This is a genomic window from Cellvibrio sp., assembly GCF_039207905.1.
GTDB lineage: Bacteria > Pseudomonadota > Gammaproteobacteria > Pseudomonadales > Cellvibrionaceae > Cellvibrio.
In genome coordinates this window covers 17,218-35,872 of sequence record NZ_JBCECX010000006.1, presented here as the reverse complement: position 1 = coordinate 35,872, position 18,655 = coordinate 17,218, and the positions used below count along the sequence as shown (strand labels likewise).

General features: G+C 41.7%; 17 protein-coding genes. 12 read left to right on the top strand and 5 right to left on the bottom strand.

All coding sequences use genetic code 11. The features are described 5' to 3' along the window. The first annotated feature begins 18 nt into the window (after positions 1-18). From AAGC78_RS04935 to AAGC78_RS04925, 3 genes are read left to right on the top strand one after another with little or no spacing between them, the layout of a single operon-like run. Positions 19-846, top strand: coding sequence for a phytanoyl-CoA dioxygenase family protein (locus tag AAGC78_RS04935; protein WP_435782933.1), 828 nt, complete (start codon positions 19-21; stop codon positions 844-846). A gap of 42 nt (positions 847-888) precedes the next feature. Next, positions 889-2,265: a sugar porter family MFS transporter gene (locus tag AAGC78_RS04930; RefSeq protein WP_435782932.1), complete on the top strand. Its 1,377-nt coding sequence runs from the start codon at positions 889-891 to the stop codon at positions 2,263-2,265. A 45-nt stretch (positions 2,266-2,310) separates the two neighbouring features. Further along, entirely contained in the window at positions 2,311-4,305 is a 1,995-nt protein-coding gene (locus AAGC78_RS04925) for an alpha-L-arabinofuranosidase C-terminal domain-containing protein (RefSeq protein WP_435782931.1), read from the top strand. 53 nt (positions 4,306-4,358) lie between these two features. Here AAGC78_RS04925 and AAGC78_RS04920 read toward each other — a convergent pair whose 3' ends face one another. Continuing rightward, a complete protein-coding gene (locus AAGC78_RS04920) occupies positions 4,359-5,177 on the bottom strand; it encodes a DUF2971 domain-containing protein (protein WP_435782930.1) in 819 nt (272 codons plus the stop codon). A gap of 103 nt (positions 5,178-5,280) precedes the next feature. After that, positions 5,281-5,865, bottom strand: coding sequence for a TetR/AcrR family transcriptional regulator (locus AAGC78_RS04915; protein WP_435782929.1), 585 nt, complete (start codon positions 5,863-5,865; stop codon positions 5,281-5,283). A 151-nt stretch (positions 5,866-6,016) separates the two neighbouring features. Between AAGC78_RS04915 and AAGC78_RS04910 the strand changes: the two genes are divergently transcribed. The 4 genes from AAGC78_RS04910 to AAGC78_RS04895 all read left to right on the top strand — a co-directional run bounded on the left by AAGC78_RS04910 (position 6,017) and on the right by AAGC78_RS04895 (position 8,499). Beyond that, positions 6,017-6,667 carry an NADPH-dependent F420 reductase gene (locus tag AAGC78_RS04910; protein WP_435782928.1) on the top strand — a complete coding sequence of 217 codons (651 nt, stop codon included), beginning with the start codon at positions 6,017-6,019 and terminating at the stop codon, positions 6,665-6,667. 122 nt (positions 6,668-6,789) lie between these two features. Continuing rightward, entirely contained in the window at positions 6,790-7,548 is a 759-nt protein-coding gene (locus AAGC78_RS04905; RefSeq protein ID WP_435782927.1) for an SDR family NAD(P)-dependent oxidoreductase, read from the top strand. 184 nt (positions 7,549-7,732) lie between these two features. Next, the gene (locus tag AAGC78_RS04900) at positions 7,733-7,939 is read left to right on the top strand and encodes a FitA-like ribbon-helix-helix domain-containing protein (protein WP_435782926.1); all 207 of its coding nucleotides are present in this window, start codon (positions 7,733-7,735) and stop codon (positions 7,937-7,939) included. A gap of 281 nt (positions 7,940-8,220) precedes the next feature. Beyond that, on the top strand, positions 8,221-8,499 hold the full coding sequence (locus tag AAGC78_RS04895) for a hypothetical protein (RefSeq protein ID WP_435782925.1): 279 nt from the start codon (positions 8,221-8,223) through the stop codon (positions 8,497-8,499). Positions 8,500-8,516: 17 nt separating this feature from the next. On the opposite strand, the gene AAGC78_RS04890 is transcribed toward AAGC78_RS04895, so the two are convergent. The 3 genes from AAGC78_RS04890 to AAGC78_RS04880 all read right to left on the bottom strand — a co-directional run bounded on the left by AAGC78_RS04890 (position 8,517) and on the right by AAGC78_RS04880 (position 10,720). Then, entirely contained in the window at positions 8,517-9,203 is a 687-nt protein-coding gene (locus AAGC78_RS04890) for an ATP-binding protein (RefSeq protein ID WP_435782924.1), read from the bottom strand. Between the two features lie 79 nt (positions 9,204-9,282). Further along, positions 9,283-9,852 carry a hypothetical protein gene (locus AAGC78_RS04885; protein WP_435782923.1) on the bottom strand — a complete coding sequence of 190 codons (570 nt, stop codon included), beginning with the start codon at positions 9,850-9,852 and terminating at the stop codon, positions 9,283-9,285. A gap of 409 nt (positions 9,853-10,261) precedes the next feature. After that, entirely contained in the window at positions 10,262-10,720 is a 459-nt protein-coding gene (locus tag AAGC78_RS04880; protein ID WP_435782922.1) for a DUF6957 family protein, read from the bottom strand. 1,192 nt (positions 10,721-11,912) lie between these two features. On the opposite strand from AAGC78_RS04880, the gene AAGC78_RS04875 reads away from it, so the two are divergent. The 5 genes from AAGC78_RS04875 to AAGC78_RS04855 all read left to right on the top strand — a co-directional run bounded on the left by AAGC78_RS04875 (position 11,913) and on the right by AAGC78_RS04855 (position 18,655). Next, a complete protein-coding gene (locus AAGC78_RS04875) occupies positions 11,913-12,599 on the top strand; it encodes a TnsA endonuclease N-terminal domain-containing protein (RefSeq protein ID WP_435782921.1) in 687 nt (228 codons plus the stop codon). A gap of 41 nt (positions 12,600-12,640) precedes the next feature. Beyond that, positions 12,641-14,497 (top strand): Mu transposase C-terminal domain-containing protein, encoded by a 1,857-nt coding sequence (locus AAGC78_RS04870; RefSeq protein WP_435782920.1) that lies wholly within the window; start codon positions 12,641-12,643, stop codon positions 14,495-14,497. A gap of 67 nt (positions 14,498-14,564) precedes the next feature. Beyond that, positions 14,565-15,506, top strand: coding sequence for a TniB family NTP-binding protein (locus AAGC78_RS04865; RefSeq protein ID WP_435782919.1), 942 nt, complete (start codon positions 14,565-14,567; stop codon positions 15,504-15,506). After that, positions 15,503-17,437, top strand: a complete 1,935-nt coding sequence (locus AAGC78_RS04860; protein ID WP_435782918.1) for a TniQ family protein — start codon at positions 15,503-15,505, stop codon at positions 17,435-17,437. The genes AAGC78_RS04865 and AAGC78_RS04860 overlap by 4 nt, the downstream gene beginning before the upstream one ends. Before the next feature lie 513 nt (positions 17,438-17,950). After that, positions 17,951-18,655: a DUF5343 domain-containing protein gene (locus AAGC78_RS04855; RefSeq protein WP_435782917.1), complete on the top strand. Its 705-nt coding sequence runs from the start codon at positions 17,951-17,953 to the stop codon at positions 18,653-18,655.

Sequence of the window (18,655 nt, the reverse complement as noted above, 5' to 3'; positions counted from 1 at the left end):
CCAATCAGGTACATCACCATGGCTCGTTTAACGCAAAGGCAAATTCAGAATTATCAGCAAGATGGATTTATTATTGTACGAGAGATGTTTTCGTCAGAAGAAACCGCATCGCTTTATCAGATAGCGGTGAGCGACCAGGAAATTAGCAAGCATAGCTACGATTTAAATGATAGCACTGGAAAAAAAACCAAACTGGCGCTTTGGTTTACACCTGGTGATGATACTTACGGTTTATTGACCCGCACGGAAAAAATTGTCAATGCAGTTAATCAGTTACTGGAAGGGGAATCAGAAGTTTGCCATTTTCACTCCAAATTAATGCAAAAGGAACCTCATGTTGGCGGAGCATGGGAATGGCATCAAGACTATGGGTACTGGTATAAAAACGGATTCCTGTATCCCGATCAGATGATCAGTGTCATGCTGGCTCTGACCGAAGCCACCATTGAAAATGGCTGTTTGCAAGTGATTCCGGGCTCACATAAGTTAGGTCGTGTTGAACACGCTTTTTCCGGTGAACAAAATGGGGCAGATATGCGTTTTGTAAACGAGTCACTGAAGACCTCAGAGTTGGTATATGTAACCCTTAAACCGGGTGATGTATTATTTTTTCACAGCAATTTATTGCACCGCTCCAACAGCAATGATTCAGATTATGCACGTTGGTCACTAATCTCTGCCTATAACCGCAGCGCCAACATTCCTTTCAATGAAAAATCTACATCCTGCATTACTCCGCTGAAAGTAGTGGCCGATACTGCTCCATGGCATGATGCACCTACAGGAAAATCAGCCTCAGCAGACTTTTTGATTAAAGATCAGGATGTGACGCTGAAAAATTTTTAATATCTTACAACATATATTTAATAATAATTGCCGGAACAATTTATGACTTCCATATCAAATTCGTCCATTAACGCTTCGCACGAAGAGATCGCAGCTAACCCCCTCTTTATATGGAGCGTTACCGCTGTTGCCGCCCTAGGGGGATTATTGTTTGGTTTTGATACTGCAATCATTTCCGGCGCACTGCCGTTTTTGCGTGAGCAATTTTCGTTAAACGAATTGATGCAGGGCTGGGTGGTTAGCTCCATTTTATTGGGTTGCGGGGCTGGCGCATTAATAGCTGGCCGCCTTTCAAATCCTTTTGGGCGAAAAAAGTTATTAATTGTCTGTGCGTTATTTTTTGCGCTTGCCGGTATTGGTACCGGTTTAGCTAATTCTGTGCATGTTTTAATTGCATTTCGCATTTTGGGTGGTGTGGCTGTTGGCATTGCAGCGATGGTGTCACCAATGTATATCGCCGAGATTAGCCCGGCGAATATCCGTGGTCGATTAGTTACCATGTACCAATTGGCAATTGTGTGCGGAATCCTGCTGGCCTTTTTGTCTGGTTATTTACTATCAGATTTTGGCCTATCAAGTTGGCGAGCAATGTTTATTTCGCAAGCGCTTCCTGCGCTTGCATTTCTATTTACACTGTTCTTTGTTCCAGAAAGCCCTCGCTGGCTAGTAATGATGAACCGTCACGATGAAGCAGAAGCAATCCTGGAATCCGTCGGGGGGAAAAAGCATGCCGAGCAAGAAATTGGAAAAATCAAAGAAAGCTTCAGTCTCAATGAAACCACCTCATGGAAAGTGTTACTACAAAAGGACAACCTTAAAATTATTATGATTGGAGTTACAGTCGCAGTTTTTTCGCAAATTACCGGCATTAACTCAATCCTATATTACGCCCCGATTATTTTTGAAAGAACAGGCTCAGGAATGGACTCAGCTTTATTACAGACGCTCGGCATAGGGCTGACTAATTTTTTATTTACACTGGTCGCATTGTGGCTGATAGATAAAACTGGCCGCCGCTCTCTACTACTGGGCGGCACCATGTTAATGGCAATCTTTCTATCCATTCTTGCCTACTGTTTCAATGCCAAGATATTAGAGGGGCCGTGGATATTTTTATGCTTAATGGGCTACATCGCTTCTTTTGCTGCAACCCTAGGGCCGGTCACCTGGGTATACCTATCAGAAGTTTTTCCTAACCAGATTCGAGCACAAGCTTTGGCCATTGCTACCCTGGCGCTTTGGCTCGCCAACTTCGCCGCTACCTTTACCTTCCCTATGCTCTTAGGTGGGATTGGCGATGCCGCCACCATGGGATTGAATGGTATACTCTGCCTAATATTTTTTGCTTTTATTATTTTAAAATTGCATGAAACCAAGGGCAAATCGCTAGAGACCATTCAACAAGAAAACCACCTTTAGAAATTAGTTAGCGCTTGTAAAAAACGCTCAGGAACTGGATTAAATATGCCCACTATCCCTATAAAAAAAATAACTCTGTTAATTCTGAATATGGCATTGATAAATGTTGCCGTTGCAAAAGAGGTAACACTACTCGATTTGGATTTATCAACCTCGAATAAGAAAGTTCAACCTACTATGTACGGCATATTTTTTGAAGATATTAACTTCTCTGCCGATGGAGGGTTGTATGCAGAGCTAGTAAAAAATCGTTCTTTTGAATTTGATCAACCCTTGATGGGTTGGACTCAACCACAAACCCAACCCTACGCCTTAAACCATAATTCAGGTATAGCAAGTACCTTGAATTTTGCGAATAACAAATCCAACAAGAATATTTTACGTGTTAATGTCTTTAACGATAAAAACTACAACCTTATAAACGATGGCTTTCGCGGCATGGGGATCATCAAAGGTAAGGATTATTTGTTGTCCCTTTATGCGGCTAATAGTGAACAAAAAATAACGCACATTAGCGTCCAGCTAATTGATCCGCAAAACAATGTATTAGCCACAACTCGCATTGCCGCGAAAAATAAAGGTTGGCAACAGTACACAGCAACATTGCATGCAAAAGCAACTGAAGAAAAAGCACGTTTGAAGATTAGCTTCGAGGGAACAGGTACTATCGATTTGGACATGATCTCCATATTTCCCAAAGATACGTGGAAAGGTAGAGCAAAAGGCCTGCGACAAGATCTAACCCAGTTGTTGTTTGATTTAAAACCAGGTTTTTTACGCTTCCCCGGAGGCTGCATTATTGAGGGACGCACTTTGGCACAGCGTTACCAGTGGAAAACCACTCTGGGTGATATTGACCAGCGCCCTACTATGGTAAGCCGTTGGAACACCGAGTTTCCCCATAAAATTACACCAGACTATTTCCAATCGTTCGGTCTGGGCTTTTACGAATATTTCCAATTAGCAGAAGACTTGGGTGCAGAACCAATTCCCGTATTGAATTGCGGTATCGCTTGCCAATTTAATAGCGGAGAGCTGGTACCGGTGTCGGAGCTTGATCCTTACATTCAGGATGCATTAGATCTAGTAGAGTTTGCCAATGGCTCCACGCAATCGCCCTGGGGAAAAGTTCGTACCGAAATGGGACACCCAGAGCCATTTAACCTTAAATATATTGGTATAGGTAATGAGCAATGGGGGCCACAATATATTGAGCGCTTTAAAATTTTCCAAAAGGTTTTGAAAGAAAAATACCCGAATATTATTTTAATTTCCGGCTCTGGCCCCTTTGCCGATGGCGAGCAATTTGACTACGCGCACAGAGAGCTTAAAAAGCTGGGGGCTGAAATTATTGATGAACACTATTATAAAGATGTTGACTGGTTCAAAAAAAACGCCACCCGCTACGATCATTACGACCGCAAAGGACCTAAAATTTTTGCAGGTGAATATGCGGCGCAAAGTGTTGCCATTGTAAGCCCCCTGAACAAAAATTCCTGGGCGACTGCACTGGCGGAAGCTGCCTTCATGACCGGACTGGAACGCAATGCTGATGTAGTGCATATGACATCTTACGCTCCCTTAATGGCTCATGTAGAAGCTTGGCAGTGGGCACCCAACTTAATTTGGTTCAACAACCTGCAAGCCTTGCCCACAGCAAACTATACAGTACAAAAGTTATTCGCTACTAACAGCGGCACCGATGTGCTCAATGTAACCACGAATGGCCAAGCCCACACAGGGCAGGAAGACCTTTATGCTTCGGCAGTAAAGGACAACTTAGACAACAATACTATTGTTAAACTGGTAAACACCTCTGCGACAACTAAAACTGTTGCAATTCAAATAAAAGGAACAGCATTTGAGTCGACAGCCACCATCACTAGTTTAACCAATAACAATTTGGATGCCGAAAACTCATTCTCGAACCCTCACGCTATTAACCCTGTTGTCACTACCCAAAAAATAAGCAACAACACTGAATTTAGACTGCCGCCACAATCATTAGTGATGATTAAATTTCTGGATAACCAGATGTGAGTTTTTCGTTATAAGTTCGTGGTCGGCTATCGGCCAATCGGAAACCTTGAATTTCATTCAATTCTCAGCGAGTACTGATTCGATGAACGAACGACTCTCTTTATGGCAATGTTTGGATCAAGAGTTCTAACAAGATCGTAAACCTCATCGTAATCTGCATTGCACCCCACAATGATAGACTTTAACGAATTATCTGGCAGTTTCAGAACACCAGCATTACAACACAAAGGGCTATCATCAAAACTAGCTTCCCCAATAGGCTCGCGAGCTAGAATTCTGTACTCTTTTTCATAACGCCAAACATCAGATTTGTGTAGTAAATGAAATACAGGATCAGTTGTTCTTTCATAAAACTTTATTGTAGGCAACGATGCGTTGTAGCAAACCCTTTTTGCAGCACCGATTACGGTATTCATCGTATCAAACTCTAGACATATCCCGTTATGCTTATCCCCATAATGAGACCACATCAGAGAGTTTGTAGCATCTGGCGTTAAACAATAAATACGGAAACAACGATCATTGTCTCTTGCCATTCCTAGAGAGAGCGCATTCAACGTCTCTTCCAATAAAGTTCGATTTCCTGCGATTGCGTTAACCGCTGCATCAGAGAATGAAGAAGACTTTCTAGCATGCTCCCTAATAAAATCGACATGCAGCTGAAACTCTACTTCATCATCAAGTATGGAGGTGTTATACCAAGGTTTACAGTCCCACGGATCGTTGAAAGAATTGGGATTTGAGCAATATATAGTTCTATTGCTTAGAAGTAATTCCAGATGATTTTTGTTGAATGGCTGGTAGTGATAAAGAGTTTCTATTTTATCTTCTAGTGCATTTGTTGATTTATTAGTATCAGCAATGTGCGTCATTTCAATCCATCGAATCCAGTGGTAAGTAATGGATATGATAATCAGGAATGTACACTGAGCATCAAATCAAAAATTTATTGATCAATCTAACCTCTAACACGATCTACTTTGATGGCCAAGTCGACAAAGTATGATTAATTATCGATTCCAATGTATCGCGACTGAAACCAGCTTTAGCTTGCACAGCCATGCCATGAAGTACAACGCACACAAAAGCAGCCAATGCAGCGCAGTCTGCATCCTTTGGTAGGTCACCCTCCTCTTTAGCTCGCTCAAGGCGTTCACGCAAGATCTTCTCTCCACCCGCTCGCGCATCAACAAGCGCACGCTGAACAGGTTCACCATCGTCTGAACAAGCCAAGGCTCCATGTATGCCGAGACATCCCTTATGGTCTTGATAGCGAGTATTTAAATCTGCCGCGCCACGAAGGATGTGTGCAACCACTTCTTTGGAGGTCGGCTGCTCCAGCGCTGCTGGAAAAAAATCCAGGTAATGCCCGTAGTAGCGCTCAAGTGCTCGTAGAAATAAAGCTTCTTTGTTGCCAAATGCCGAGTACAGCGCAGGCCGCTCAACACCAATAGCCTGAGTCAGGTCGGTATACGACGCCCCCTCGTACCCTTTGCTCCAAAACACGCAAAGTGCCGCATCCAGTGCTTCATCCAAATCAAATTCGCGCTGACGCCCCATTAGCCTACCTCTCTTTTCATAATGATCGATATTAAATCGCTTGACTCCACATGTCCAATAACATAACGTTTGTTACGGTAATGATCATTATGATTTAAAGCCACATCGCCCCCTTCAGCGATAGACCAATTAACTCTGGGTAAAACTATTCATGACCACTATAGGCATCATCGGAGCAGGTGAAGTTGGCAGCCAAATTGCGCGTGCTGCTATCGCCAATGGCTACAACATCGTTATCGCCAATTCACGCGATCCACAAACATTAAAGGAGCTTATTGAAGAGCTTGGTCCATCCGCACGTGCAGCAACACCCAAGGAAGCCGCCACTGCCGGGCATTTTGTTGTAATTGCCGTACCTCTTAAGGTGATCAATAACATGCCCGTAGAAGAACTCGCGGGGAAGATTGTTTTAGATACAAACAACTACATGATTTGGCGAGATGGACATATTCCAGTCATAGACTCGGGGCAAAAGACGGTTCACGAGCTGCGTCAGGAACAACTGCCAACCTCTAAAGTCGTTAAAGTTTTTACTCATATTCAAGCTCCCCGCATTACTAGCTGGGGTAGATCACTAGACTCTCCCGATCGCCTCGCCCTGGCAGTTTCAAGCAATTTTCCTGAGGCAGCAGAACTCGCCTCAAAACTGTACGACCAGTTTGGTTTTGACGCCGTCGACCATAGTCCGCTCAGCGAATCATGGCGCAATGCGCCAGGCCAACCAGCGTGGAAACAAGAACGCCAAACACGATCAGAACTGGCCACCAATCTTGCCAGGGCTAAACCCATAGTCCTCACATAAGACCATCAGAAAATTCCTGCACAAAGCTCCCATTAACACGCACGTATTCCGTAGCGATCATTCGTGATCGCTATTAATTCTCCCCTTAAAACAGGGGCCATTTATGCAAAGAGAGGTTTTTCATGCAAAAAGTATTGAAAGGTAAAGTTGCACTCGTCACCGGCGGCTCTCGCGGACTTGGTGCAGCAATCGCAGAAGCACTTGCTGAACAAGGTGCGGACGTGGCGATCAGCTATGTAGCATCGGCAGAGAAAGCAGACGCTGTTGTTGAAAAGCTGAAGACGAAGGGTGTACGAGCTATCGCAATCCAAAGTGATCAAGCCGATACAAGCGCAGCCAAGCCACTAGTTGATAAAGTAGTTGCATCCTTTGGCAAGCTCGACATTCTCATCAATAACGCCGCAATCGCCGTTCAAGGCAAGACTGTTGACGATCCTGATCTCGATACCGTCAACCTTGATCGCCAATGGCAAATTAATGTGATGGGGGCAGTAGCGACAACCAGAGCCGCAGCACCGGTATTGACGGACGGCGGACGTATCATTTTCATTGGCTCACTTTTAGGTGGTCACGTGCCCTTCGCAGGCGCTGCCGATTATGCGGGTACCAAAGCAGCAATCGCCGGATATGCGAAAGGTGTTGCACGTGATCTTGGTGGTCGTGATATCACTGTTAATGTCATCCAGCCAGGTGTAATGCCGACCGATATGTCAGTTGAAGTATTGGGAGATGGTGTGCCTGAAGCACTTCTGAATCTGCACCCTATTCGCCGAATTGCGACGCTTGAAGAGGTTTCTGCGATGGCATGTTTTCTAGCAGGACCAAATGGAGGCTACATTACTGGTGGCGTGATTGATATCGCTGGGGGGTTAAGTATTTAACAAAGGAAATTCCATACGAAAGCAATTGTGATTGATAGATCGGATTACTATTACTGACCCAAGGACGAGTCAGCGCTCGGCCAATCTCAGACCAAAATCAGCAACTACCAACACCAAATTTTGAGCGTCACAGAAAAAATTTTTGTTATCATGACTTGAAGCTTAAACATTGAGGAAAACTATTATGCCAACGCTAATTGTTCGCAATGTCGATGAAGCGATTGTTACCGAACTGCAAGCTAGAGCAGACACGGAAAATACAAGTGTTGAGATCGAACTTCTTAAAATTTTGAATGAGGCATTATCAAAACCGGCCAAAAAATCATTTGCACAAGCACTTCTCAGCATTCCAGCGGCAGGAATTGACACTGATTTTGACCGAATACAGTAAACAAAATTTGTTTCAAGCAATGCAAACTCATAAGTAAATGCCTCAAAAATGATTATGAGACTTTCACTGTGATGCCATTAAATTATCTCAAGCACCTGCCACCCATTCTTGATTTTGAGGCTAGTAGTCTCTCGGACTGTAGTTACCCCATCTCAGCCGGTCTAATCGTAAGTGGCCAAATTTTCCATTGGCTGATTAAACCAAAACCTGAATGGGTCGACTGGTCATTGGCAAGTCAAGCAATTCACGGATTGAAACGGTCACATCTCATAGAGCACGGGATGGATACCCAACATGTTTATGAGGAATTAAACTGCGCTCTCACAGGATTTGATGCGGTTTATTCAGATAACCCCTATTGGGAATTTAGATGGCTGTCGCAATTAGGTAAATTTAATATTGAAATAAAAGACGTTGAACTGCTAATTCCCCCAGCTCATAAGAACTCATGGAAAACCACTTTTGAACAGCAATTTCAAAAGCATAATTTAGTACAGCATCGCGCTGATCATGACGCACTAGCTTTAGCATTGAGCATCGAACATTTGAGAAATGATTAGATCATAAAGCACTTAGCTTAAATACTTGGAAAGCTGAACAACCGCTCTGCATACGCCTGTGAGTTGCCCATTAATTTGGGAAGCGTTGATAGTCCAGTTCCAAAAAGTACCAGGGGCAGTCGGCGTTGCTGGAGCTTGTGCATCGCCATAATCAAAGCGCTTAATTCAACGCAACTCAAATAGTGAATGTCATCAATTAATAATGCTATTTGAACTTGCCGCTCAAGCGCTGTTTGGGTAACAGCTTCAAACAAAATAGCCAAATCAATTTCTAAATCACCTGCATCCGCAGAACCTACTTCACGCTCAATACTCAAGCTGGCATTGATATCTTCGACCTTCAAAGCCTGCGACTCAATGAAGCTTTTAAGCACTCGCAATCCTCGTGAACCATCGCCCGCACCAGCTAGCCCACCAAGCTCACACAACGTTTTCTTCAGTCCAGGAACTAACAATTCAGCAAGCGGTTTTTCTTCACGAAGGCTTACGAAAATCGTTTTGTAGCCTTCCCGCCTTGCAATTTGCTCTATTTCATTTAAGAGAGCAGTTTTACCAGACCCAGAAGGTCCGACTACTAGAATGCTTTTTTCAGGCTTCCGCACGCGAACTCGACCAATCAAAACGCTTGCTTGTTCAAGTATTTCCATTTTCCGTGAAAACTCAGGGGAAGGAAATCCTGCGTCGGGCGAAAAAATCTTATCCATCACAATACCTAGCAGAAAACATTTTAAAATTTAAGCTACATAGTCGCTATGTAGAAGTTAATAACAATATTTTTTCTAATTAGCCATGTGTTATACCTTGTGCGTAAGATTGTGCAGCAGCTAGAACAAGTTCGGGATTTCTGACAAGCAAGTCTTGTGGACGCGGCCCACCCAAATAACCCGAAACGGACCCGAACCAAAAGGCTGCACTCCAACCATTTTTGCTATTGCCAAGTACATTAATTATTTCAGCCAATATTTTGTGTGGAAGAAAGCCCAATGATGGGTCGAGCGCGTAAAATGGAAATAACTTCGCTCCATCCACTTCGATAGCAAAGATCCGCCCGTCTTCAAGTAAACCTTCAGGTGTTGCTGCATTGTCTGGAGAAAACACTAGAATTGTTTGAAAATCATCTCTAGTAACCCAAGTGGTACTCTGAAGAACTGCTTTCTTTGCAGAGGCAAGCATTTTTGCTTCTATAGAAAGCACTTTTGCAGCCCTCAAGAAATTCGCATTAACATTTTCTTCATTATCGCTAGGAGCAATAATGAATTTCGCTGCGTCAATGCTATTTACGTAGTTAAAAATCTCTTCACGGGCAACAATTACAGCTCGGAAGCCTTTTTTACTTTCATTATCTTCAGTCATAGATAAGAGCCTGTTTATGTACCTGTATTTTTTCAGTAATGCACGTAATAGTGAAAATATAGGATCAGTTTTTTAACAAAATAAACTCATTAATAATCGCAGAATTACACTGATCGATTTCTAAAACATTAGCTCAAATCTAGAGCAATAAGCAATTCCCAGAGCTTAAACGAGGGATAACCTATTGAAAAAAATAATCAATTTAAATTTGTGTACTCAAACTACCTCTACATTGAGTATACAAATTCGGTGCACCGTAATACTGAATTCGAGCTATTCCGTAGAAAGTATAAAAGCGCTAATTGGAGGGCAAAACTAACGAGGTGCACGAACCGGGAATTAGCGGTTAAGGCAGGGAAACCAAATCTCAACAATACTCAACTCCGGCTGTTTCAGCTCTTCACGCAGTCTAGAACGTGCCAGCACAAATCTTTCTCGCATTAATAGCTTTTCTTGAGCCTTCCCCTACCAAAATATAAGCAGTGTTACTTGTTATAAATAAAGGAGGAGTGCTAATGGTAATCATTGGGGTGGTCAGAATGCGGCGCCCATGGGCAAAACGAGAAGCAAAATCGAGCTCAACACACCCTGCATACAAACGCGTTTCGCATGGAGGTGCCCGCCTTTTATTGCTTTTAAAATCAACAATAACCCAGGAACTTACTATGCACACATTTTGTTCTGGGTAATTTTCCCTCGCAAGTCTGGCGAACTTTCGAGCCTCAGTTTCTTTACAACCAAATTCAAACGGCTCGCCGGGAATACTAAATATTTTCAGTAACTTGCGAGCACAATTAACGTTCATATCTGCTCCCTCGCCTGCTTTTTTAATATCAGCAATTATGACCTTTAACAGGAAATTTAACATAGCTACTGATCTTAAGTGTTTGAAAAATTTAGTCATATTGAAAATGTATACTCAAAGTAAGATTACTTTGAGTATACAAATCCGGTCAGTTTGGACTTTATTATAGGAAGGGAACAATCAAGCACCAGCTGAGAATATAGATCAACAACCGAATACCGTATATAAAAACAGAACCGTATTGTTTCCAGAGAGAAGACAGAAAATAACGGCAAGGAATTAGGTGATTTAACGCAAGGCTATTTTGTTTTTAGCAAAAAATGGATTTGAAACTATTGGTTCGCAGATGTTTTAGAGCTGCCCCCCAAAAAAACAGAAAATAAAACTGCTCTCACCACCGATTAAATATTTCTTGCAGACCAACCAAAATTAAACGCATCCAAATACCAATTTAAACCACAGCGAGTTCTTCTACCGCCACCCCAGCGGTCAAAGTCGCACATTGTGAATGCCGCACAAATTTAAAAAACTCGCATTCAATAGAAACACCAGCCATAACCATAAGCTCCTTAGGAAAATATTGGTATTTACCAATATTTTGCTCAAATTCTGCGCGCGCGCGAGCTAGAACAAATAATTATGAAAAAAAATTGGCTGGATTTAAAAAAAATTTAGGCTTTTTAAAAAGTATTAAAGAAAAAACGACAAAAAATTGAGAATTTATATAAACAACTGATTTCAATAGGAAAATTAATTATTTTTTTCCTTATATTATATAAGCACTTATATAATATACAGAAAAATATATATTTATCAGTGGGTTACGAGATTTTTCCCTATTGCACGCGAAACCGAATTTGCTTATAGTCAATTACGTTAAACGAATTTTTCAAAACTCTAACGAATCGAAATGTAGCGGGAAAATGAAAAAGTAGCCTAGAGAATAAAAAACAGCAGTTGGATTAGCAGCCTTAAAAAACAATAATCCGCTGAAAATCATGGATACCTGAAAAAGCTTTTTTGCTTGACGGATATCACTTTGCCAAAATAAAACGAGGAATGGAGAAGAGTATGAAACTAATAAATTATTAAAAAAAATCGGCTAATTTCTGGCAGGAAAAAAGCCGATTTTAAAACGGGCCATTCGACTCCGCTGTCACAAATAAAGTCTGAACGGTCCCCACAATGAAGTCAAGTTTTTCCCTCATTTTTTCGGGAGGGAGATGCATATTTTAAATTTTGTGAGGAATAGCATATGTACAATACAAATTTAGGCTTTGATAAGCAAATTAAAGAAGCTTTCAAACTGAAACCAGATTTAGGCGGGATTATTCACGGAAGTGAACGAAGAGTTTTCCGCGGAGCTAGAGACAGGGTTATCTCATCATTCCCCAGTAGAAAGATTGGCGGAGCATTATTACTAGAGGGTGAGCTGGAAAGAGCAACCGCCATCTGCCTCGAATCATCAAACATAGTTTCACGCTACATAACTCAATCTATGCGTATAAGGCTGTCAGCAAAACACTATGTAATACCTGATTTTTTAGTTGAGCGTTGCGACCGTTCACACGTGGTTATTGAAGTAAAACCGAGCATCAAAGGCCTTCCTGAAGAAAAACGCGAACGGTATGCGCTGTGCAGTGAGCTTTTGAAGCGGGAGGGAATTGAATTCCGCATCATTGATAGCTACATACTTCCTACCAGGTACAAATTTTACGAACTAAAAACGTTTTATTTGCGCGGGCATCAACATCACTGGAGTCCTGATGCACAGAAAATGGCAATGCAGATTCTTAACGAAAAAAAAATTAAAAAAATTCAGTCAGGCCGCCTCCAATTGATAAGCGAAGGTTTACCCGGTGAACTGTGCGATTACCTCGTTTTTCACAAACATTATTCTTTTATTGATGCCTCGAATAATACTGTGGAGATTGCAGCATGAACCTCACGACTAAACTACCAACTAAAGGCTCCCGGTTCCTAATGAACGATATTGAATTTGAAATTCAGTATGTACACAACGACCACGTAAGGTACTCAACGGTAAATGGTGGAAAGACTCATTCACTTTCAATAACGCAGTATGTCTCCCTGCTTGCGGAAAAAGTAATTTCAATTATACATGAAGCCAAATTAATCATTCATGAAAATAATATAAAAAAACTAGCAAGAAAAATGCAATATGTTAAGGCAGTAATAACCTGCTGTGGTTCATACCTTAAAAAAGAATGGGTATTGAATATAATATATAAAACAGCAAAAGACATTGAAGACTCAATGCCACCATCATATCACACCGTAAGAAAATGGATTAAGGCATATCAAAGGTACGGACAAAATAAGTTAGTACCTGTTACTCGCGGTAATTCTTACGCGCGTTTTGACGGCGAGACTGACATGATTATTGCGGAGGAAATTGAAAATGCACGCCAAAACGGCTTTAAATTAATTGGCGTTGAAGTCCATGCACATGTAGTACACAGACTTCTTTCACTCGCCCAGGAGCGAGGAGTTAGTAACATTAAAATACCAAGCCTGAGATTGATTCAACGAAGAATTAGTGCTCTTGATTTTTACCACCGCTTAATGGCTGAACACGGAAAAGAAAGAGCAAATAGATTAATCCGAGCCTCGGGTAAAAAAGTAGTGGTTCCCTGCCCGATGGCAGTTGTGCAAATAGACACACATTTTGCTGACGTTATTATTGTTGATCCTGACACTTTGCAGCCGCTCGGAAGGCCTTACATTGTATTAGTTACCTGCATTCACACGAGACGCATCGTTGGGCATTATATTAGTTTGTTTCCTCCGTCGGCCACCACAACACTGCAAGCGGTGAAAAGGATGTTGGTCGAGTTTGGAACTTCGGCTTTGATAATTCCCGACCGAGGGGTGGAGTTTGCAAACTCCGCACTCTTTCAACTATGTAACCATTTATCTATCTCGTTAGAATTCTCACAAGTGCGCGAGCCGAATCACAAAGCGAACGTTGAAAGCTTATTTAGAACAATCACCCTTTGGGTAACGCAACGCATGGAGGGAACAACGTATTCAAATGTGTTGGCACGCGGTGACTACCAGTCCGAAGAAAAAGCAATATTCACGCTATGCCAATTCAAAAATTACATTGATACTTGGATTAACGAAATATACAACCTCAGGCCCCATTCACAAACAAAGCGGCCACCACTCGCCATGTGGGAAAAATCCATTGCGACAACACCGATGCTCAGGCTTGAAACAGAAGAAATTGAAAACTTGGCTCGTGTTCCTGCATTAAAAACAGTGCATCGTGGTCGAGTAATCATTCACAATCTTTCATATTATTCTCATGCTCTAACAGGATTTGAAGGAAAAAAGGTAGTTGTTCTAGTAGACGAAATGGATTTAGCAACCGTGTACGTTCAAGATCCCACTGACGCCAGAACTCTAATCCAGGCTAATTCAACTGAACCCCATTACACAACCGGTTTAACTCTGAACAAACATAAATTGGTTGGTGAAGAACTCAACGCATTATCGAAATCTGAAATGACAGAAATCGGCGAACATAAATGGCAAGTCGGACTGTCACGACTCATGAACAAAATTCGTGATGACGCGTTATCAAATAGGAAAAGGAAGAAAGCGTTGAACGGCCAGAGTGCAGCGGATACGACCCTGTATGAAAATACTAGTCAGACTGATTCTGCGCTTACAATGACACCAGAAAATGAACCAACAAAAAGAAAGAAAAATCAGCCGAAGGTATCAAGTACTCGCACGAGGGCATACATAGACAAGTCTGAAAGTAGCCTAAAAACTACCGAAATTACCGAATACGAAGTAATAGAGCTTTAGCACGCCAAAAAATATGGATAAAAATAAATAGAAATTCAATTGAAATATTACTCATGGGATTATGATCATGCTTAACAAAACCTTACTAGAGTCACTCAGAAAATTTGATGCTTGCATCGTGCCGTATAGCGCATTCTCAAAAGCAATGAAGAGCATTGAGGAATGCATGGAATTGACGGAGTTCAGCCGGGAGTCGGCAAACTGCGCACTGCTTGGTCCCTCAGGAACAGGTAAAAGTACTATCTGTTCTATTTTGCAGAAAAATAATCCTGCAACGATTCGCATTGAGGGAGATTTCGAGATCATAGAGAAACCTGTGATTTGGGCCGAAGTTCCACCGAATGCAACACCAAAAAAACTGGCTTCTGCGCTGCTACATGCAATGGGAGACCCGAATCCTGAGGCTGGCACCGAATTTGGTATCACCGAGCGCCTTATTATAAGCCTCGCAGAAGCTCGAACCGCACTGGTCCTGTTAGATGAATTTCACAACCTGCTGAACAACTCCAAAACAAAGAAAGCAAAACAAGCAACTTGTCAGTGGCTCAAAAGCCTAATCAACCGAACCAAAACCACCATTTGCCTGGTTGGAACTGAGGAGTTTGCTGCATCGTTGGATTCGGAGATCGGCCGGCGCTTCACGAGGCGCTATCACCTGCATGCTTTGAGCGCTGGCACAAGCACTGAACCAGGAGAATTCGTTTCATTTACTCTTCCAATTTTGAAAAGAGCCAAAGAAATTTTTGGATTTGACGCAGTCCCGAACCTACTTAATCACCACTTCGCAAAGCAGTTTTGGATTGCAACAGGAGGAATGCCGTTTTATATCGTGACATTAATAAAAGATGCCATTATACGTGCAGTTAAGAGCGGTAAAAGCAAACTTGAAGCTGATGACCTGGCCGAAAGCTGGGAGTCAGGTATCACTCGTGAAGTGAGCTTAATAAAAGTGAACCCATTTTCTCTCGACCCAAAAGGATTAGCCGTTCGATGGGGGAATGATAGATGAAAAAGCATCGTTTATTATCTACTCCGATACCACATGCTGACGAATCACCAGCTAGCATTCTCATAAGAGCGGCGGAAGGTAATCGTTATGAAAATGTGCACCAGATGATTTCCGTAACAAAGCTCAATGTCCATCAGCTATATCTGGATCTGCTAATTAATTACCTGGACAAGTTCCTACATTTGGTAAGTGCGCTCAGCCTAAAATGCATTGCTCCTGAGGAGGTTCTCGAACGAAAAGGGCCTACAACCCGTACACCGCGTCGTTTTCTACTTCATTTTTTTCCAGCTAGTTTCTTCAGGCAGGATGGAACTGCATTCTGCCCTGCCTGCTTACATGAGAAGAGGTACTTGAGGAAGTTGTGGATGTTTCGCCCATATACAAATTGCCACATCCATAATCTCCCAATTCAAACACAATGCCCGCACTGTCAGGAGGAGATGATGGTATCCAGAGGCGCAATCTGTGTTTGCAGCAAATGTAAAGGCAATATAACTCAAGAACCCAAACACGGAACACCCAACCTGGTAGCCACTTGGGTTAAAGATTTTGTCAGTGCGCAGGATCAAGGAACCAAAGAATTTATCCAAATCTTCAGCTGGGCCAAGACCGTATCAGGGCTGGATGGAACCCTAAGCGATGATGCAGCAGCAGCTAATCTCACGTACCGATACTTCAACAATCAGGAGGAGTTTCAGGAATACATCATCGATTTCATGAGTTATGACAAGCGGCACCCGAAGTTGAAATTACTACCCCTGATGGCAAGTAAAGGGACTTTGAGAAAATTGGCGGCAAATATCTTAAATAACCATTTTAAAGAACTTCCTTTTTCTAAAGAAGATCTGGACTCTCAACTTTCTTTGACTGATGCCGCACTTTTCCTGGCGGTTAGCCCGTTGACTGCCGCCAAACTTTTGAATAGAAATAATGCACGCCCCACAGAACGAGAAATTCAAATTCCAGTGAGAGAGCTCCTTACAATTTTTTATACTGATGGAAGGAGAAAATCAGACATAAAGACTCAGAAAGCTGATCACTTATTAACCATTGGCAACATTGCTGAAAGCCTTAAAATTCATTCAGAAATAGTTCGCTCGATACAAAAAGCAGGCTATCTACTGTTCGAGAAGCACAAAGTAGCTGGCTCCCTCAAATACATGACAACCCAAAAACAACTGGATATTTTTTGTTCCAAGTACGTTATGGTTGGCACATTGGCTAAAAAACTGGGGGTCAACCCGACCGATTTAACTGCGAAACTGGCTGTAATCGATATACAACCGATAGCCACACCGAAAGATAGCAGCGTAAAAACTTGTATATTTAACGCTCAAGACGTACGCAACTTAACCCGCGATACCATTTTGAAAATCGAGAAACCTCCTACTAACGCAGGACGGAAACTTAAGGGAATAGTGATCGCAGAGATACCGAAAAATGATCAAAATTTGAGCATAATTGAGGCAAGTAACCGCCTGAAAGTATCAATACAACGAGTAAAAATACTCATTCAACGAAACGTTTTAACGTGGGTTCCAGATTCAAAAACTGGAGTTTATGTGACAAGAAACTCAGTTGAAAATTTGATCAGATGCTTGAAAAATTCAAACTACATTCCAATCGATGCAGCCTGTAGTGAATTAAAAACCAATAAAATATTATTGAAACGGGAATGGATTTCCAACGGACTAGTGGAGTATAAAAACTTAGTTTATTGGGAGTTGGTAAAGGCAGCTGACATTCGAAAAGTGAAAGGCATAAAATCTGAATATATTAGCGCTTTAGAAGCCGGTGAAATATTAGGAATGCACCGAACTCACGCCAACAATTTACACAAAAGAGGATTAATTAAACGGTATTATTTTGGTCCAGAAAATAAAATTCCACTTTACAAACGCACTGAAATTTTATTCTTAAAATCTGCTTAAATTTCCCACCTTTAGAAAAATTGCAGATTAATTTTCTGCAATTTTTTTCGCTTTTAAATATATAGATTTTTCTAATTTATTAACTCACAAAAAACTACAATAAATAATTTTCTTTCTGGCTATATACCGATATTTTTGTTCAATTTTTTTAGAGAATAATTTGACCAAAAGATGCGTCGCCAATTGTCAAATTAGACCAGCTGTTGTGTCGCTAAACCTTGATTTGACCAGTGGATGTGTCGTATTATTGACCAATCCATTTGTCGCTGACTTTTTAAGTTATTGATTTTATTAGAGGCGTTTGACCACAGGATGTGTCGCTCACCGGCGTAATTTCGAGTAATGTTTATACCGCATGCAAGATAGTAAAAATGCCCGCTTAAGCGGGCATTTTTAAATACAAACGGATTACATATTCCGGAGTGAATAAACCTGAACCGCTATTGAGTTGTATCGGATTTTTCTGGTAGGGCTTGGTGGCGGTTTTTTAAAAATCATTATATGGAGATCAAAATGGCAAATGGCGACGCAGGCTTTCCAAAAATTTCAGACAGTAGCTGGTGGAAATTAAGAAATCTTTTTAAGCAAAAAGTACCTACAGTATTAACACCCAGCTATCTTGCAAGTGCACTGTCCATGGGTGAGGATTCAGCCAAATCAAACGTCATCAGCCCCTTTAAAAAAATTGGCATAATTGGAGAAGATGGTAAACCAACAGACTTGGCATATGAATGGCGGGACGACCATAAATATGCGGCAGTGTGCTCCTCCTTAATTGACAAGTTATATCCACAAGAGCTAAAGGATTTATTTCATACTCCTGATGCCGACCCTCAAAAACTTACTAATTGGTTTATGAATAGCGCTCGCTGTGGAGAGCCTGCAGCAAAGCATTTCTCAAGATTTTATCTATTACTACTAAAAGCTGATCTAACAGAAGCAGATGCTTCATTAAAAAAGAGCCTGCATCAAAACCTGCCTCCCCTAAAGGTAAAACTGCTGCAGTTGCGAAACCTAATAAAAAAGAAGCTAAAGCAACCAGACCAGCATCCGTTGAAAATGGTGCAACGGAAGTTGAAGCTCAACATCACCAAAGACCGGTTAAAACAGTATTCAGTAGTAGTCCAGAGTTGCATATTAATATTCAGCTTCACATATCCCCTGAATCATCTGCAGATCAGATTGATAAAATTTTTGAAAGTATGGCAAAACATTTAA

Coding starts and splice junctions, on each gene's coding strand:
- AAGC78_RS04930 (WP_435782932.1), top strand. CDS start 889: ATGACTTCCATATCAAATTCGTCCATTAACGCTTCGCACGAAGAGATC.
- AAGC78_RS04855 (WP_435782917.1), top strand. CDS start 17,951: ATGGCAAATGGCGACGCAGGCTTTCCAAAAATTTCAGACAGTAGCTGG.
- AAGC78_RS04890 (WP_435782924.1), bottom strand. CDS start 9,203: ATGGATAAGATTTTTTCGCCCGACGCAGGATTTCCTTCCCCTGAGTTT.
- AAGC78_RS04875 (WP_435782921.1), top strand. CDS start 11,913: ATGTACAATACAAATTTAGGCTTTGATAAGCAAATTAAAGAAGCTTTC.
- AAGC78_RS04860 (WP_435782918.1), top strand. CDS start 15,503: ATGAAAAAGCATCGTTTATTATCTACTCCGATACCACATGCTGACGAA.
- AAGC78_RS04910 (WP_435782928.1), top strand. CDS start 6,017: ATGACCACTATAGGCATCATCGGAGCAGGTGAAGTTGGCAGCCAAATT.
- AAGC78_RS04900 (WP_435782926.1), top strand. CDS start 7,733: ATGCCAACGCTAATTGTTCGCAATGTCGATGAAGCGATTGTTACCGAA.
- AAGC78_RS04925 (WP_435782931.1), top strand. CDS start 2,311: ATGCCCACTATCCCTATAAAAAAAATAACTCTGTTAATTCTGAATATG.
- AAGC78_RS04885 (WP_435782923.1), bottom strand. CDS start 9,852: ATGACTGAAGATAATGAAAGTAAAAAAGGCTTCCGAGCTGTAATTGTT.
- AAGC78_RS04915 (WP_435782929.1), bottom strand. CDS start 5,865: ATGGGGCGTCAGCGCGAATTTGATTTGGATGAAGCACTGGATGCGGCA.
- AAGC78_RS04920 (WP_435782930.1), bottom strand. CDS start 5,177: ATGACGCACATTGCTGATACTAATAAATCAACAAATGCACTAGAAGAT.
- AAGC78_RS04935 (WP_435782933.1), top strand. CDS start 19: ATGGCTCGTTTAACGCAAAGGCAAATTCAGAATTATCAGCAAGATGGA.
- AAGC78_RS04870 (WP_435782920.1), top strand. CDS start 12,641: ATGAACGATATTGAATTTGAAATTCAGTATGTACACAACGACCACGTA.
- AAGC78_RS04880 (WP_435782922.1), bottom strand. CDS start 10,720: ATGTTAAATTTCCTGTTAAAGGTCATAATTGCTGATATTAAAAAAGCA.
- AAGC78_RS04905 (WP_435782927.1), top strand. CDS start 6,790: ATGCAAAAAGTATTGAAAGGTAAAGTTGCACTCGTCACCGGCGGCTCT.
- AAGC78_RS04895 (WP_435782925.1), top strand. CDS start 8,221: ATGGATACCCAACATGTTTATGAGGAATTAAACTGCGCTCTCACAGGA.
- AAGC78_RS04865 (WP_435782919.1), top strand. CDS start 14,565: ATGCTTAACAAAACCTTACTAGAGTCACTCAGAAAATTTGATGCTTGC.